Annotated in this window: 11 protein-coding genes; 3 read left to right on the top strand and 8 right to left on the bottom strand. The window is 64.6% G+C overall.

Going from position 1 to position 16,387, the window contains the following annotated elements:
* Window position 1: 1 nt before the first annotated feature.
* Complete coding sequence (locus EK16_RS03240) at window positions 2-1,204, top strand: MFS transporter (RefSeq protein WP_051928860.1); 1,203 nt, start codon at window positions 2-4, stop codon at window positions 1,202-1,204.
* Here the strand turns inward: EK16_RS03240 and EK16_RS11840 are convergent.
* Both EK16_RS11840 and EK16_RS03230 read right to left on the bottom strand, forming a co-directional pair.
* Entirely contained in the window at window positions 1,122-2,141 is a 1,020-nt protein-coding gene (locus tag EK16_RS11840) for a dipeptide epimerase (RefSeq protein WP_038034690.1), read from the bottom strand. The genes EK16_RS03240 and EK16_RS11840 overlap by 83 nt on opposite strands.
* Before the next feature lie 159 nt (window positions 2,142-2,300).
* On the bottom strand, window positions 2,301-7,673 hold the full coding sequence (locus EK16_RS03230) for an apolipoprotein A-IV repeat region-like domain-containing protein (RefSeq protein ID WP_038034688.1): 5,373 nt from the start codon (window positions 7,671-7,673) through the stop codon (window positions 2,301-2,303).
* Between the two features lie 545 nt (window positions 7,674-8,218).
* Here EK16_RS03230 and EK16_RS11350 point away from each other — a divergent pair.
* Window positions 8,219-8,635, top strand: a complete 417-nt coding sequence (locus EK16_RS11350) for an Hpt domain-containing protein (protein WP_051928858.1) — start codon at window positions 8,219-8,221, stop codon at window positions 8,633-8,635.
* A 214-nt stretch (window positions 8,636-8,849) separates the two neighbouring features.
* A complete protein-coding gene (locus EK16_RS03220) occupies window positions 8,850-11,078 on the top strand; it encodes a RelA/SpoT family protein (protein WP_051928880.1) in 2,229 nt (742 codons plus the stop codon).
* 18 nt (window positions 11,079-11,096) lie between these two features.
* Here EK16_RS03220 and gorA read toward each other — a convergent pair whose 3' ends face one another.
* The 6 genes from gorA to EK16_RS12145 form a co-directional block, all read right to left on the bottom strand.
* The gene (gene gorA, locus EK16_RS03215; RefSeq protein ID WP_038034685.1) at window positions 11,097-12,506 is read right to left on the bottom strand and encodes a glutathione-disulfide reductase; all 1,410 of its coding nucleotides are present in this window, start codon (window positions 12,504-12,506) and stop codon (window positions 11,097-11,099) included.
* Window positions 12,507-12,579: 73 nt separating this feature from the next.
* Window positions 12,580-13,149 (bottom strand): GNAT family N-acetyltransferase, encoded by a 570-nt coding sequence (locus EK16_RS03210; RefSeq protein WP_051928857.1) that lies wholly within the window; start codon window positions 13,147-13,149, stop codon window positions 12,580-12,582.
* Entirely contained in the window at window positions 13,146-14,039 is an 894-nt protein-coding gene (locus EK16_RS03205) for a sulfurtransferase (protein ID WP_051928856.1), read from the bottom strand. Before EK16_RS03205 ends, EK16_RS03210 begins: the two co-directional genes overlap by 4 nt.
* Before the next feature lie 129 nt (window positions 14,040-14,168).
* On the bottom strand, window positions 14,169-14,912 hold the full coding sequence (locus EK16_RS03200) for an alanyl-tRNA editing protein (RefSeq protein WP_038034682.1): 744 nt from the start codon (window positions 14,910-14,912) through the stop codon (window positions 14,169-14,171).
* Complete coding sequence (locus tag EK16_RS03195; RefSeq protein ID WP_038034679.1) at window positions 14,909-15,964, bottom strand: cysteine synthase A; 1,056 nt, start codon at window positions 15,962-15,964, stop codon at window positions 14,909-14,911. The genes EK16_RS03200 and EK16_RS03195 overlap by 4 nt, the downstream gene beginning before the upstream one ends.
* Complete coding sequence (locus EK16_RS12145; protein ID WP_156098458.1) at window positions 15,934-16,320, bottom strand: hypothetical protein; 387 nt, start codon at window positions 16,318-16,320, stop codon at window positions 15,934-15,936. The genes EK16_RS03195 and EK16_RS12145 overlap by 31 nt, the downstream gene beginning before the upstream one ends.
* Between the last annotated feature and the right edge of the window lie 67 nt (window positions 16,321-16,387).

Here is a 16,387-nt window from a genome sequence, read left to right as displayed (position 1 = left end):
CATGAATGCACAGTCCCTGAAATGGCGCATGGCGGCCGTTTATGGCGCGCTGTTCCTCGGCATCGGCGTGGCCTTGCCCTATCTGCCGGTGTGGCTGAAGGCAAAGGGGCTATCTGCACAGGACATCGGCCTTGCCCTTGCCCTGCAAAGCGTGATGCGCGTGCTCGTTGCCCCGGCGGTTTCGCACCTGGCCGATCGGCTGGGGCGGCTGCGCCCGGTCATGGCCGCATCGTCGCTGGGGGTGCTCGCCGGTCTTCTCTATCTGGCCACAGTTGCCGAGGGCAGGGGTGCAATCCTGCTCGGCGTGGCTCTGGCCTTTGGCGCGCTTGCGCCCTTGATGCCGCTGTCGGACGCCTACGCCATCACCATGGTGCGCCGTCATGGCCTCGATTATGGCCGCATGCGCCTGTGGGGCTCGCTGTCCTTCATTTTCGCCGCCGTCGGGGCCGGTGCCTTGCAGGATGTGCTGCCCGCCCGCCTGCTCATCTGGCTCATCGTCCTGGCGCAGGTGCTGCTCTTTGCCGCCATTGCCGCCTTGCCGCCACGGGAGCGCGATGCCGGCACGGAGCAGGCGCGTGACACAGCGGGCGAGAAAAAGGGGGAGGGCATCATCGCCATTCTTTCCGTGCCCTTCATCGTTTTCGTCATCATGGCCGGGCTGGTGCAGAGTTCGCACGCCTTCGTCTATGGCTTTTCCGCCATTCACTGGAAAAGCCTCGGCCATTCCGGCACAGTGGTCGGCCTTTTGTGGATGACCGGCGTGATTGCGGAGATCGTGCTGTTCTGGTTTTCCGAAAAGGTCATGGCGCATTTGGGCGCGGTGCGCCTGATGCTTCTGGGCGCGGCGGCCGGACTGCTGCGCTGGCTGGGGTTGTCGCTTAATCCGCCGCTTGTGCTGCTGTTTCTGCTGCAGGCGTTGCATGGCCTAAGCTTCGGGGCCACGCACCTGGGCGCCATTGAATTCGTTCGCACCCGCCTGCCGGCGGCACGCACGGCCACGGCCCAGGCCGCTTATGGCGCGGTTTCCCATGGCGTGTTCATGACCGCGGCCATGTGGCTTTCCGGCCGGCTTTATGCGGATTATGGCGCAAAGGGCTGGTGGGCGATGGCTGTGATGTGCCTCATGGCCCTTCTGCTTGGCCTGTGGCTGCGGCGTCTGGCGCGTCTGCCCTGCCCCACAACGCCGCGGAGGGCGGCGAGATGATGCCGGATTCAATACGCATGCGGGGCTCTTCATCCTCGGCAATCCACAAGGGCCCGTCCAGGTCCACCCACTGCGCAAAGGGCGCAAGCAGGAAGGCCGGCGCCATGGCCAGCGAAGAGGCGAGCATGCAGCCGATCATGACCGAGAGCCCTTCATCCCGGGCCGCCCGCGCCAGGGCAAGAGCGGGGGTGAGACCACCGGCCTTGTCCAGTTTCACGTTCACGCCGTCATAGAGCCCGGCAATATGCGGCAGGTCGTGCACATCGTGCACCGCTTCATCGGCAATCACGGGCACGGGCCTTTTCATCTCGGCTAGCGCGGCATCCTCACCTGCGGGCAGGGGCTGTTCCACCATCTCCACGCCATGATCGGCACAGGCCTCAAGCAGCGGCTTTAAGTCACGGACAGCCCAGCCTTCGTTGGCATCGACAATGAGACGGGCCCTGGGCGCTGCCCTGCGCACCGCAGCCAGCCGCGCCAGGTCCCCCTCGGCACCATCCGGCCCGCCCAGCTTGATTTTCAGAAGCGGCTGGCCTGCCTGTTCCGCCGCCTGTGCCGCCATGGCCTCAGGGGTATCAAGGGAGATGGTGCTCGCGGTCATTGTCGCCTTTGGCCTTGGCAGGCTAAGCCTTTGCCAGACCGCCCGCCCTTCCTGCCGCGCGCGCAGATCATGCAGGGCGCAATCCAGCGCCGTGCGCAACGATTTCAACCGGCTTAAGGCCGCAATGTCGGCAAAATCCAGATCATCGGGCAGCGTCTCGGGAAGCGCGGCAAGCGCAGAGAGGGGATCATCCATGCTCTCGCTGAGGCGGGCATAGGGCACGGCCTCGCCACGGCCGCACCGGCCTGCCGCATCCACAAGCGTCACCACCAGGGTATCGGCATGGGTGCGCACCCCGCGTGAGATGGCAAACGGGCGCGTCAATGCCCGCCGCATGTGCCGAAATTTCAGCCGCAGGCTCAAGGGCGAAAGGCCTCCATACCATTTTTAGAGATGCACACCTCTAAAATCTATCGCGCGCAAGACACCTGGCCAGGCCCAAGCATTGCGTGCCTGATGCATCCATCCGGAACAGGGCAGGGCCAGGCCCCTCGCTTACTGCACGCTCCGCCCCGTGGCCTGCGCAAAGAGGGCATAGAGCTGGCCGGTTTCGGACGCCTTGCAGGAGGCGATGAGTTCATCCGCCTTTGGCGACTGCGAGACGGTATCGAGCAGCGCCTCGAAATGCCGCATGAAGGCATCCACCTGTTCGCGCAGGTCGCTGTCGCGGGCATAGGCGGCGCTGATGTCCTCCTTCAGGCTTTCGCCGCGGGTGAAGAGATGATGGGTGTAAACCGCAGCGTCGCCCTTGTGCCAGCGTTTTTCCAGCGCCTCCGGCAGGGCGCCTTCCATCAGCCGCACAATGGCGCGGCTGGTGGCATTGAGCGCCTGCACGAGCTCCTCCGCCCGCTGTGGCCGCGCCCTTGATGGGGCCTTCGGCGCCAATGCCGCCTGACCGGGGGCAGGGGTGTTTCGTCCGGTTGAAACAGGACGCACGCTTGCGCTTGCGGGCGCACCGGTCGTGGCAGCGCTGCTGTTGGGCGTTGAGCCACGTGTCTGGCTCTTAAGCCCTGCCGGACGTTCAGAGGCCCCTTCCAGAACGGCCCGCACGCTCCGCACATGGGTTTCCCGGGCACCGCGCTCCTGCGGAGCAACGGAGGCGATGCCCTCAGATTTTCCCGGCGAATCCTCCAGAAGATCCGATGCCGGATCCGCCCCGGATTGTCCGGTTCCCGTGCGTGCCGTGCGTCCGGCGGGCAGGGAGAGATCAAGCGAGGCCGCCTGCCGCCGCACAACGTCGGCCAGGGCGTTGAGCGCGGCAATCTGATCGGCCATCACCCGCCGCATGCGTTCGGCATTGCTGCGGGTCTCTTCCGGCAACTCCAGGATTTCGCGCTTCAGCTCGCTGCGCAGGGCATCGAGCTCGCGCATCACCTGCCGTGCCGTGTGTTGCAGGCGCTCGGCGGTGGCAGTGAAGTCCTCCGTGGAGGCGGAGAGCATCTCGCGAATGGCGGCAACGAGCCGTTCATGCTGCTCGCGGATGGTGCGCGCCGCATGGGTGACCTGCTCGTCGGCCACCGCCTCCAGCCGCGAGATGGCCTGCTGCAGGGCCTCGGTGGCCGCCGTGGTCTGGGTGGTCACCAGGCGTGCGATTTCTTCCGCCTTGCGCTCCGCCTGCTCCAGCGAGCCGTCGAGCGTGGCGGCATAGGCCTTGAGCAGGGCGTCCACCTCCGCCACCCGCGCCGAAATCTGCTCCACAAGGCCGGCGAAGAGGTTTTCTCGGGCGGAGAGCAGCTCGCCGATGCGGGTGTCGAAATGCTCGGTGGCCTTCTCCACCACGACGGAGACCTCCTGCAGGCGCCGCGCCATGCGCTTGGATGCGTCTTCGAGGTGTCCGACAAGGCGGGCGGAGGTGCCCTCGAGCTTGCGGTCCATGCCCTCGGCGGCCTCCTCGATGCGCTCGCTGATCAGGCCGCTGACATCCTGCAGGCGCGCCGTGATCTGCTGCGCCGCCTCGTTGAGGTGCCCGGCGGCCAGCTGCGTGGTCTGGGCGAAGTCGCGGTTGACGGAATCGAGCCGCCCGGCCAGCTGTTCCGCCAGCCCCTCGAAGCGGCTGGCAATATCGCCGGTGGCCTCTTCCAGCTCATGCGCCAGGGCCTGCGAGGTGTCCTTGATGCGGCCGATGATGCCGCGGGCAGAGGTCTTGAGCCCCTCGTCGAAGGCCATGGTCGCCTTGCCCAGATCCTCCAGCACGCGGCTGGTGGTGGTATCCAGCGTCTCCACGAAGGTGCGGCCGGTCTCGTCAAGCTGCCGCGAAAGATCGCTGGAAATCTCCGTGAGCAGGTTGCTGGCGGCATCGAAGCGCACGCCAAGCTCCTTGGCCGAGGTCTCGATGCGCTCGAACATGGCGCGCGTCGTCTCGTCGAGATGACGGCGCATGTCGGTGGCGGTGACATCCAGCTTGTTGAGCAGCTCGCCGGAGGTCTCCTCCAGACGGGCGAACATCTGGCCGGAGATGGTCTCCAGGCTGCCATGCAGCTCGCTGGTGGTGCGCTCCAGCCGTTCGGAGACCTCGCGGGTGGCGCTTTCAAGCCGCCGCGAGACCGCATCGGAGGTTTCCACCAGCCGCGTGGTCAGCTGGGTGGAGGTGGCATCCAGTTGCCCGGCGATCTCGCCGGAGGCCTCCTCCAGCCGCCGGGTGAGCTCGGCGGAGGTGGTCTCCAGCCGCTGACTCAAGGATTCGCTTGCCGTGCTCAGCCGCCCGGTCAGCTCCACCGTGGCGTTCTCCAGCCGCCCGGCCAGGCTCTCGGAGGTTTCCGACAGGCGCGAGGCCACATCCAGGGCGGTGGTATCAAGCCGCGTGGCCACGGTCTCTGCCGTTTCGGCCAGGCGGGTGGTGATATCGCCGGAGATGGTCTCCAGCCGGCCGAGCAGGGTGCGGGACGTTTCATCAAGCCGCTCGGTGACCGTGGTGGTGACCGTATCCAGCCGCCCGGTCAGCTCCGCCGAGGCGCTCTCCAGCCGCCCGGCGAGATTACCGGTGGTCTCCTCCAGCCGGTGGGTGAGATCGGCGGAGGCCACCTCGAGCAGTTCGGACATCTTGCCGGTGGCGTTCTCCAGCCGCGTGGCCATGCCGCCCGCCACCGCCTCGATGCGTTCGGCCATGCCGTCGGTGGCCTTTTCCAGATGATCGGTCATCTCCGTGGTGGCGGTGCTGACGCGGCGGAAATAGGTCTCGGCGGACTGCGCCAGCTTTTCGCTCAAGGCATCGCCGCTCTCGTCCAGAATCTCGTTGAGGCGCTGGGCCGTGGTCTGCAGCTGCTGGACGATGCGGGTGGAGGTGCCCTGCAAGGTGTCGGTCACGGTCTGTGCCGAGGCATTCAGCGATTCGGCCATCTCGGCAAGGGTGGCCTTCAGCTCGGCATGCACCTGTGTACCGGCGGAGGTGATCTTCTCGCCGGCTTCCGCCGAGGCGGCACGAATGTGGGTGTCGATGGCGGCGGTGGCCTCCTCCACATGCGTGCCCAGCGCCTGTGTGACCTCGCCAACGCGGCGGGCGAGGGAGGCGGCGCCTTCCTCCACCTGCGCAGCAATGGCGCCGGTGGCGTTCTCCAGCCGCCCGGCCAGCTCCTGCGCGGCACCGCGCAGGCGTTTTTCCGCCGCCTCGGAGGTTTCGCGAATGCGGGTGTCGATAAGGCGGGTGGATTCGTCCAGATATTCGCCGATCTGGCCCGTTGCTTCCGCCATGCGCGAGAACAGCAGCGTGGCCGATTTCTCAAGCCGGCCGGTCAGGTCCTGCGTGGCGCCGTCATAGCGGGCAAGCAGGGTATTGCCGCTCTCTTCCAGCCGCGTGGCCATGGAAGCGGACAGGGTCTCGAAGCGCTCGCCAATGCTTGCCGCAGCCTGCTCCATCTGCGAACGGGCTTCCTCGGCCCGCGCCACGACATGCGCCATGGTCTGTTCAAGCTGGCCGGTAAGATCCTGGGCCGCCTCGCCATATCGGGCGAGCAGGGCATGGCCGCTTTCCTCAAGCCGCGTGGCCATGGAGGCAGAGAGGGTCTCGAAGCGCTCGCCCACGGCCGCCGCCGCCTGTTCCATATGCGCGCGCGTCTCTTCCGCCGCCTTGCTCAGGCGGGAATCGATGAGCGCGGTGGAGCGCGCCACGTGCTCCTCCAGCTGGCCGGTGATGGCCGAGACCTGTTCGGCAAGGCCGGCGCTGGAGGCCTGCAGCTTCTCGGTCATGGCGCCGGTGGCGTTCTCCAGCCGCCCGGCCAGCTCCAAAGCGGCACCGCGCAGGCGCTTCTCCGCCGCTTCGGAGGTCTCGCGAATGCGCGTGTCCAGAAGGCCGGTGGATTCGTCCAGATATTGGCCGATCTGGTTGGTCGCTTCCGCCACGCGCGAGAATAGGGTGCCCGCCGCCTCTTCCACCTTCATGGTCATGGCGCCGGTCACCTCGTCCAGCTGGCCGAACAGCTTGGTTGAGGTTTCGGTGAGGCGCTCGCCCATGGTGCGGGTGGCTTCCTCGGCGCGGGAGAAGAGGGTGGCGGAGGTTTCCTCCAGCCGCTGCGCCAGATCTTCCGTGGCCCCCTGCAGATAGGCATGCAGCTCGTCGCGCGCGGCGCTGACGTTGTGCACGAACTCGCCGGAGACCGACAAAAGCTTGTCGCTCATCAGCGCAGCCGCATCCTCGATGCGGGCGGACACCGCCTGGCCGGCCTCCTCGATGCGTTGGGTAAGGGCCTGGGCGGCTTCCTTCATGTCGATTGTGATGGTTTCGCCAGAAGTCCTTATGACTTCTGTGGTTTCCTGGCGCGTCCGCTCCAGCTCCCCGGCGAGCGTGCGCGTCATGTCCTGCAGGCTTCCCGAGACCTGCTGATGGGTTTCGGCCAGCATGCTGGCGGACTGCTGCAGGCCTTCCAGCAGGGCGTTTTCCATGCCGCGCACATCCTCGCCGAAGCGCGCGGCCTCGTTGCCGAGCGTGGTGGAAATGCTGCCCAGCGTCTGCACCTGTTCCTCAAGATGATCGGTGACGGCCTGCGCCTGATGCAGCACCGTGTCCGAAACCTGCTTAAGCCGCCCGATGCGCTCTTCCAGCGCCTCGGTGGTCTCGCCCGTGGTCTGCGAGACATGGGTGAGGGTGTGTGAAAGGCCCTCGGCGGTCTTCTTCAGCTCGCCGTTGATGCTGCCCAGGGTCTGCGCCGCCTGCTTGACGAGATCCTGCACGCTGCGCGCGGTCTGTTCCAGACCGGTCACCACAGGCGCGGTCTCCTCCTGCAGGGTCTGGCCGATGCGGGATAGCGCCTCGCGCTGGCTTTCCATACCGGCGAGCAGGGCGCGGATGCGCTCCTCGTTGGCGCCAAAGGCGCGCTCCAGCGCCGCCATTTCCTTGTGAACGATCTTTTCAAGCTCCGTGGCGCGCTTTAAGGCATCATGCATGCCGCCGACGAGATGATCCACCTCCGCGCGCACGCGACGGCTGATCTGGGCAAGGCCGTCGGTGGCCACGTCCTGCGGCCGCATCAGCCGCACCGCCACCTGCACCAGTGCCTCGGAGACCTGGCGCATGTGCTGCGCCCGCCACAAAAGATAGGCGGCGGACCACATCAGGAAGATGGGCACGAAGAGGGCGATGACCACCATGGCCAGGGTGGGCAGGTTCTGGTGGCTGAAGGGATCTTTCATGGCCACCAGTGTTGGGGCATAGAGCGCGGCGATGGAAAACACCCACAGAAGGGATGCGACAAAGGCCGCCCAGAAGGGGGCCGTGGACGGCCGCCGCCGCAGCCGCTGGATGATGGCCGCAGCCATGGCATCATTGGCATTCGCTGCGCGCGCCCGTGGCAGACGGCGCGCCGCCGCCCGCTGCTGGGCCGCGGCCTCCTGCGGTGCGGATTCCGGTCGCTTGGCCTGGGAAGCTTCCCGTTCCACTCTGTTGTGAGAAGCCTGCCGGTTACTACGTGCCATGCTCAATGCCCCGTTTCCTGATCGACGCCTTCCTGCCGCCGGTTGAGCAGAAACAGCGCCGTTTACTCACAAACCTTTCTCGCCCCTTTTGTGTCTTCGTGCGATCACAGACCGGCTTTGTGGCGCCACGATGACCGCCCCCATGCACGGGCGCACCACGCAAGACGATCGGATCTTCACCGAATGTTAACGTTTTGCGCGCGCTGGTGGGCGGCTATTTTCATTTTTGGTTAATTTTTTGGCGAAAGCGAGTCGCTTTTGCCTATCTCCGCACGGGCACATCCGGTCTGAGCGCCACAAAGGGCCTAGAGGAAAGATCCTTCTGCCTGCTTGCGGGAATGGCCCGATCACTGCTTTAGATGTTAACCCAGTGTAAGCCATGCCAGGCGATAATGAAAGGCAAGAGCACGTTCCTGAAATGGGCAAGCAGCCTTTTTGAGGGGTGGCTTTCAGGAACGTCTTTCATGTTCTGACATTCGCGCAGTCGCAGCATGTGAGGAGCCGGGGCCATGGCAAGGCCGGCACAAAAGGAAACAGGCAGGCCCGCAAGCGGGCAGGGCCATCATGAGATCAGCCGCGAACCGGTTCTGGCCGATATCGTCGATCTGGGGCATCTTTCCCGCTACACCATGGGCGATGTTGCGCTGGAACGCGAACTTCTGCGCATGTTTGCCGCCCAGCTTGAGGATATAAGCGCAAATTTGCGTTCCGCGCAGGGGCCGCGGCATTTCCGCCTGCTGGCCCATACGCTGAAAGGGGCGGCCCGGGCTGTGGGCGCCTTCGGGCTGGCGCGGCTGGCCGCTGCCCTGGAGGAGACAGGCCCCGGCAAGGATGCGCTTGCCTTGCTTGATGCGCTGGATGGCGAAAGGAAACGCTTCCGCGCGGCCCTGACCGCCTGGGAAGAGGCCCATCGCGACAAGGAATAAACGGGCAGGGCGCAACGCGGCTTGCGATGATCGGACCGGCTTTTCTTGTTCGCTCGGTGTCGAGGGGATGTAGAAGGCGCTTTCCTCTTGCCTTTGTCTGCGGCTTGGCCCACTTTCCCTGATGGAAGGGTGGCCCAGGGGCATGATGGGCCGATCCTTATGCAATTTCTTCTGCGATCAGGTGCGTTCCTGGCCGAAAGAGTTCAGAACCGCGATGAATGAAGCCGCCAGTGTTGAAGCGCCCACCCGGCAGTCTCCCCGCCGTCTCATGCGTCAGTATGAGCTGGTGGAGCGGGTGCTCAGCTACGATCCGGATGCCGATGAGGACCTGCTCAACCGCGCCTATGTCTATGCCATGAAGGCCCATGGCGATCAGAAGCGGGCCTCGGGCGATCCCTATTTCTCCCATCCGCTGGAGGTGGCGGCCATTCTCACCGAGCTGAAGCTGGATGACGCCACCATCGCCACCGCGCTGCTTCATGACGTGGTGGAGGATACCGACGCCACGCTGGAGGAAATCCACCGGCTTTTCGGGGAAGAGATCGCCGCGCTCGTTGAGGGGCTGACCAAGATCCGCCGGCTGGACCTCATCTCGCGCGAGGCGGCGCAGGCGGAGAACCTGCGGCGTTTTCTCGTGGCGGTGTCGAAGGATGTGCGGGTTTTGCTGGTCAAGCTCGCCGATCGCCTGCACAACATGCGCACGCTGGGTTTCATGCCCGAACACAAGCGCCAGCGCATCGCGGAGGAGACCATGGACATCTATGCGCCGCTGGCCGGGCGCATGGGGTTGCAGTCCATCCGCGAGGAGCTGGAGGACCTGGCCTTTCAGGTGCTCAATCCCCACGCCTACACCATGATCCGCGAGCGCTTGAAGGAGCTGGCGGCGGAAAGCGGCGAGGTGCTGGAGGAGATCCGCGGCGAGATCTGCAAGGTGCTTGCCGCCAAGGGCCTCAAGGAGGCCGAGGTCACCGGCCGGCAGAAGAAGCCCTATTCCATCTGGCGCAAGATGCAGCTGAAGCGCCTGTCATTGTCGCAGGTGACCGACATCTTCGGCTTTCGCATCATCGTCGATGAGGTGGATCAGTGCTATCTGGCGCTGGGGGCGGTGCATCAGGCCTGGCGCATCGTGCCCGGCCGCTTCAAGGATTACATCTCGCTGCCCAAGCTCAACGGCTATCAGTCCATTCACACCACGGTGCGCGGCCCCGGCGGGCGGCCGGTGGAGCTTCAGATCCGCACCCATGCCATGCATGAGGTGGCCGAGCGCGGCGTGGCCGCCCATGGATTGTACAAGGATGCCCGCTCCCAGGAGGAGAGTGAGGCGGGCGTGACCGTGCCCAAGCCGGTGGCGGAGGCCTACAAATGGCTGCGCGGGCTGGTGGAGCAGCTGGAGGAAGGCCAGACACCGCGTGATTTCCTTGAACACACGCGCCTTGAGCTGTTTACCGATCAGGTCTTCTGCTTCACGCCCAAGGGCGATCTCATCGTGCTGCCGCGCGGTGCTACTGCCATTGATTTCGCCTATGCCGTGCACACCGATGTCGGCCATGCCGCCGTCGGCTGCCGCATCAATGGCCATCACGCGCCGCTGATCACCCAGCTCAACAACGGTGATGAGGTGGAGATCATCACCTCCTCGGTGCAGAAGGTGCCGCCTGCTGCCTGGGAAAACATCGCCGTCACCGGCAAGGCCAAGGCCGCCATTCGCCGGGCCAATCGCCTGGCCACCCGCGCCGAATACATCGAGCTTGGCGAGGAAATTCTGGAACGGCGCCTGAAAGGTCTGGGCTTGAGCGCGGAGCGGCCGGCGCTGGCCAAGGCCTTTCCCAAGCTTGGCATCATGGATGTGGAAGACGGGCTGGAGGCCTTAGGCCGCGGCGATCTTTCCGTTCGCGAGGTGCTGGAGGCTTTAGGCGTGGATGAGGCGCGCGCGGAAGAGAACGAACAGCCCCCCGCCCGCCGCGCCACCGATGCCAAAGGGCGGCTCCTGCGGCGCGAGGCCATTTTGTTGCCCAAGGGCTTAAGGCGCCTGCCGCTGCGCATTTCCGATCATACCGGCGCGGTGCCGGGCGAGCGCATCGTCGGCATCCGCGAGGAGGATGCCATCATCGTCCATCCCATCTTCTCCCGCGCCCTGGAGGCGCATGAGGATGCCGAGAACTGGATTGATCTGCGCTGGAACATGGCGGAAGTGGAAGGCATGCTGTTTCCGGCGCGCATCCGCGTGACCGTGCATAACGAGGTGGGGGCGCTGGCGGAAGTGGCCAGCATCATCTCGGGCCAGGGCGCCAACATCGAAAACCTCGACATGAGCTACCGCAGCAGCGATTTCTATGATTTCGACATCATGGTCGAGGTGCGCGATGTCACCCATCTCAACGAAATCCTCTTCGGCCTGCGCCATTCCCGCTTCGTCTCCGAGGCCGAGCGCTTCAGCGGCTGAAAGGGCAGGGGAAAGGGATCAGGACGCATCATCCGGCTGATAGGGATTTCCGGGCGTGCGCAGGGTGACCAGTTCCTCCGCCGCGGTGGGATGCACGGCGATGGTGGCATCAAGATCGGCCTTGCGTGCCTTCATGGAGACCAGCGTGCCAAGAAGCTGAATGAGCTCCGGCGCTTCCTCGCCGATGAGATGCGCGCCCAGAATGCGCCCGTTTTCACCGGCGGTGACGAGCTTGAAGAAGGTGCGTGCATCCCGCCCTGAAAGCGTGTGTTTCATCGGGCGGAAATGCGCGCGATAGACCGCAACGTTTTCCGAACCGAAGCGGGCGCGCGCCTCTTCTTCCGAAAGGCCGACGCTGGCCGCCTCCGGCAGGGAGAAAATGGCGGTGGGGATCGTCTCGTAATCGAGAGGCGGCACATCGCGCCCGCCAAAGACGCGATCGGCAAAGGCATGGCCCTCGCGGATGGCCACCGGCGTGAGCTGCGCGCGGTTGGTGACATCGCCCACCGCATAGATGTGCGGCACCGAGGTCTGTCCATAATCGTTCACCTTCACCGCATCATTGGCCAGCACCTCAACGCCAGCCTTTTCCAGATGCAGATCGAAGGTGTTGGGCTGGCGGCCGGTGGCATACATCACTTCCGCCACCTCCAGAGTGAGGCCTTTGCGCGTGTGAACGCGATAGCCGTCGCGGCCGCCATTGAGGCGCTCGATCCGGTCCACCTCCGCATGCACATGAATGTTCACCCCGCGCGCGGTCATGGCCGCGGCCAGACGGTCGCGCAGTTCGCGGTCGAACCCGCGCAGGATCTGCGGTCCGCGATAGAGCAGGTGGGTTTCGCTGCCCAGCGCGTTGAAGATGCTGGCAAATTCCAGCGCAATGTAGCCCCCGCCGATGATGGCGATGGAGGATGGCTGTCGCTTCAGGTCCAGGGCCTCGTTGGAGGTGATGGCAAAGGCCGCGCCCGGAATGTTGTGCGGCACAAAAGGCACCGAGCCGGTGGCGATGAGAATGATGCGGGCGGTGACGATGCGCTCCTCGCTGACGAGGAAAATCTCGTGGGGCCCTGCGAATTCCGCCCGCGTTTCAAGGATCTCCACGCCCGCATTGCGCAAGGTCTTGAGATACAGGCCATTAAGGCGGGCGATTTCCGCATCCTTCGCCGCAATCAGCGCTTCCCAGGAGAATTTCGCGGCCTCCTGCCCGGAAAAGCCAAAACCCCTGGCATCTTCGAAAGCCTCGCGAAAGGCCGCGGCATAATGCAACAGCTTCTTGGGCACGCAGCCGCGGATCACGCAGGTGCCGCCCACGCGGTATTCCTCCGCAATCGCCACCTTTGCGCCATGGCCGGCTGCAATGCGCGCTGCGCGCACACCGCCGGAGCCGGCGCCGATGACGAAGAGGTCATAATCGAAGGTCTCGCTCATGTGTGTCGTTCCATCCATGCCGGATGCGGGGCTGATCGCCACGGGGTTTCAGGCGCCTCCATCAAAGGCGCCTTCATGAGAGATCGGGCGGGATCTCGATCACCTTCTCGCGCCGCTCATAGGGCACGAAGCCCATTTTCTGATAGAGCGGCAGCGCACGGGGATCATCGAGCGTGCAGGTCTCCACCCGCAGAACCTTAGGCTCCCTGGCGAAGGCGGCATCGATGGCCTCCGCCAGCAGCCACTTGCCCAGTCCGCGGCCGTGAAAGTCCGGGATCAGGCCGAAATAGGCAAGCCAAAGCTCGCCTTCCCCCCGGTCATCGAGCTCAAAGAACCCGGCCGGCACACCATCGGCATAGGCAACGAAGATGGAGGTGGTCTCCGCGGTGATGATGCGGGCAAGGTCCGCATCCGAAAGCAGGCGGCGGTCGATCCAGTGATAGGGGCCGCCCACGGTGTCATAGAGATAGCGATAGAAATGCACCGTGGGCTTGTGCGCCTGCATCAGCAGCATGCGCAAGCCAGACGGTGGCGGCACAAAGGCATGGCTTGGCCGCGTCATCTCCAGATAGGTCACGACGGTCTCAAGCCGCTTAGGCGCAGCCTTGCCCGCCTCCTTTTCTGCGCCGGTTTCTGTGTTCATGCATCCTCTCCGGCGCAGATGACCGGATCCTCCGTTGTCTTTTCCGTATCCGGCGCCTGCGACCATTCAAGCCACGAGCCGTCATAGACGGCGTGATCGGGATGGCCGAGCAGCGCTGCGCCAAGCGCAAGGGTGCAGGCGGTCACGCCCGAGCCACAGGTGAAAATGGCGGGCTGGGCGGGATCCACATTGGCCTCGCGGAAGGCCTGCGCGATTTCCTCCGGCGTCTTGTAGGTGCCGTCGGTGTTGATGAGGGCGGCATAGTGCAGATGCTTCGCCCCCGGCATGTGTCCGCCGGGAATGCCCTCATAAGGCTCAGGCTCCGTGCCGCAGAAACGCCCCCTTGAGCGGGCGTCCACCACCTGCGGCCGTCCTGCCTTCAGGGCCGCTTTCACCTGCTCCTTGTCGGCAAGGAGCGAGCGGCGCGGCCGCGCCGTGAAATGCCGGGCCTGCCGGGGGCGGGGCTCGCCGCTTTCCACCGGGTGGCCCTCTTCATTCCACTTGTCCAGCCCGCCGTTGAGCACCGCCACATCGTCATGACCGAAATAGCGGAACATCCACCAGGCCCGGGGCGCGGCAAAGGGCGCAAAAGTGTCATAGACGATGACGCGATGACCATCGCCGATGCCCATCTTGCGCATGAAGGAGGAGAAACGCTCTGGCGAGGGCAGCATGTGCGGCAGCGGCGAATCCGGATCGGCAATTTCGTCAATGTCGAAGAACAGCGCGCCGGGGATATGCTCTTCCAGATACTCCTCCCGTGGCGTTTCCATGCCCGGCGCCAGCTCTTCCGGCAGAATCCAGCTCGCATCCAGAACCACAACATCCGGCGCATCCAGATGCGCCGCCAGCCACTCGGTGGAGACAAGCCAGCTTTTTTCCTCGCTCAAGGTCGCATCCCCCTCTTTTTCATGAATTCGGCATGTCCTGATATCCGTTCAGGCCTTGCCGCATCAGCGTCATGCACTCATCGTCCCTTGCAGGATCACCGCCGGCGGCAAGCTGTGCACTTGAGGGCCTCAAGGCTCAAGCAGCGAAAAGCGGATCCGCCGGTTCAAGCGGCCCTTCTTCTCCATTTTCGTCACCTGCACGCGGCCGATTTCGCTCGTGTGCATGACATGGGTGCCGCCACAGGGCTGCCTGTCGATGCAGCCGTTCTCGCCGATCTCGATCACCCGCACCCGGCCGCTGCCGCGCGGCGGCTTCACCGACATGGTGCGCACAAGATCCGGGTTGGCATCAAGTTCCTCTTCCGTGATCCAGACAGCGCGCACCGGATGATTCTCGGCGATGATGCGGTTCATCTCCTCGGTCAGCCGCTCCTTGTCCACGGCAGAGGCATCCTCGATGGCGAAATCGAGCCGCCCGCCGTCTTCCCCTACCTGACCGCCGGTGACGGGAAAAGGAACAAGCGCACACATGATGTGCATGGCCGTATGCACCCGCATGAGCCGCCGTCGCCGTTCAACATCGATGCGTGCGGTCACCTCCGTGCCCGGCGCGGGCAGGGAGGCGCCTTCCGCAGGCACATGCACGATCTCGCCCGTTTCGCGATCCTTCACCGTGGTGGCAATGGCAATCTCGCTGCCATCCGGCAGGATGAGCACGCCTGAATCTCCCGGCTGTCCGCCACCGGTGGGATAGAAGACCGTGCGGTCAAGGATGATGCCGCCGCGATCATTCACGGCCAGCACCGTGGCGGGGCATTGAAAGAGATAGGCGTCTTGCCGGAACAGCTCTTCGGTATGATGGCCTACACTCATGATTTCTCCTCCGGCACCGGTTCGAAAACCTCCGGAATCTCCGGCCCCGGATTCGTCACCCAGGGCGGCAGGGGCAATCCCTTTTCCTTCAGCACGGCGGGATTGTAAAGCCGCGAGAGGTAGCGCGAGCCGGGATCGCACAGCATGGTGACGATGGTCTTGCCCGGCCCCATCTTGCGCGCAAGCCGGATGGCGGCGGCCACATTGATGCCCGAGGAGCCGCCGAGGCACAGGCCTTCGTGCAGATTGAGGTCATAGAGCACCTCAAGCGCCTCGGCATCGGAAATGCGAAAGGCCTCATCCACGATGGCGCCTTCAAGGTTTTTCGTGATACGGCCCTGGCCGATCCCCTCGGTAATGGAACTGCCTTCCGCCTTCAGCTCGCCGCGGGTGTACCAGGAATAAAGGGCCGAACCATGGGGATCGGCCAGGGCGATTACGATGTTGCGGTTTTTCGCCTTCAGCCCGTCGGAAACACCGCCCAGGGTGCCACCGGAGCCCACCGCGGCGACAAAGGCGTCCACCCGCCCTTCGGTCTGATCCCAGATTTCCTGCGCCGTGGTCTCCTCGTGTGATTTGCGGTTGACCACATTGTCGAACTGATTGGCCCAGAAGGCGCCGCCGGGAAAGACATCGCGCAGCCGCTCGGCCAGCCGGGCGGAATATTTCACGTAGTTGTTGGGATTGCGGTAGGGCACCGCCGGCACCTCCACCAGTTGCGCGCCAAGCAGGCGCAAGGCCTCCTTCTTTTCGCGCGACTGGGTTTCGGGAATCACGATGACCGATTTCAGGCCAAGAGCGTTGGCAACGAGGGTTAAGCCGATGCCGGTGTTCCCGGCGGTTCCTTCCACAACGGCGCCGCCTGGTTCCACAAGGCCGCGATCAAGCGCATCGCGGATCATGAACAGGGCAGGGCGGTCCTTCACCGAATAGCCGGGATTGAGAAACTCGCACTTTCCCAGAATGGTGCAGCCGGTGATCTCGGAGGCCTTTTTCAGCCTGATCAGCGGGGTATTGCCGATCAGCCGGGTGATGTCGGAAGCAGCGTGCATGATGCCCTTTCGTCCATTTTTGTGTGATCGTTAGCATCCGGCATTTTTGCAGAGCCGGACGTTTCCTCCTGACAGTTCAAACGAAAATTCGCCAGTCGGCGAATTTTCATACCGCCCACCGCCCCGCGCCCCCGCCCAACCACCCGATATTTTGCATAGACAAGGTGCTTGGGCAGGGACGCGGGGCGGTTTGAAAATTTTTCCGTTGGGCTTGCAGCAACAAGAGCTTGCCAGCAAAGACGGGGCTGGACAAGCGCGATGCGGCCGTGTTTCATCGCCCCTGTCCGCATTGCGAAAGCGGCTGCGGCGGTTTTTTCCGCCGGCCCCGGCACAAGCGGCTTGGCTTTACGGGTCATAACGGGTCAGGCTTTGATGCCTATATGCGCAACGCCTGGGCTCATGGCCCGGCAAGGATCAGGGAGG

This window comes from Thermopetrobacter sp. TC1, from assembly GCF_000746275.1.
In the GTDB taxonomy this organism is placed as follows: Bacteria; Pseudomonadota; Alphaproteobacteria; order Rhizobiales; family Aestuariivirgaceae; genus Thermopetrobacter.
This window is presented reverse-complemented; position numbering and strand designations above follow the sequence as displayed.

What these genes read in the sequence shown, in the direction of transcription:
- EK16_RS03240 (WP_051928860.1), top strand. Translation starts at nt 2, where the DNA reads ATGAATGCACAGTCCCTGAAATGGCGCATGGCGGCCGTTTATGGCGCG.
- EK16_RS11840 (WP_038034690.1), bottom strand. Translation starts at nt 2,141, where the DNA reads ATGCGGCGGGCATTGACGCGCCCGTTTGCCATCTCACGCGGGGTGCGC.
- EK16_RS11350 (WP_051928858.1), top strand. Translation starts at nt 8,219, where the DNA reads ATGGCAAGGCCGGCACAAAAGGAAACAGGCAGGCCCGCAAGCGGGCAG.
- EK16_RS03220 (WP_051928880.1), top strand. Translation starts at nt 8,850, where the DNA reads ATGAATGAAGCCGCCAGTGTTGAAGCGCCCACCCGGCAGTCTCCCCGC.
- gorA (WP_038034685.1), bottom strand. Translation starts at nt 12,506, where the DNA reads ATGAGCGAGACCTTCGATTATGACCTCTTCGTCATCGGCGCCGGCTCC.
- EK16_RS03210 (WP_051928857.1), bottom strand. Translation starts at nt 13,149, where the DNA reads ATGAACACAGAAACCGGCGCAGAAAAGGAGGCGGGCAAGGCTGCGCCT.
- EK16_RS03200 (WP_038034682.1), bottom strand. Translation starts at nt 14,912, where the DNA reads ATGAGTGTAGGCCATCATACCGAAGAGCTGTTCCGGCAAGACGCCTAT.
- EK16_RS03195 (WP_038034679.1), bottom strand. Translation starts at nt 15,964, where the DNA reads ATGCACGCTGCTTCCGACATCACCCGGCTGATCGGCAATACCCCGCTG.
- EK16_RS12145 (WP_156098458.1), bottom strand. Translation starts at nt 16,320, where the DNA reads ATGACCCGTAAAGCCAAGCCGCTTGTGCCGGGGCCGGCGGAAAAAACC.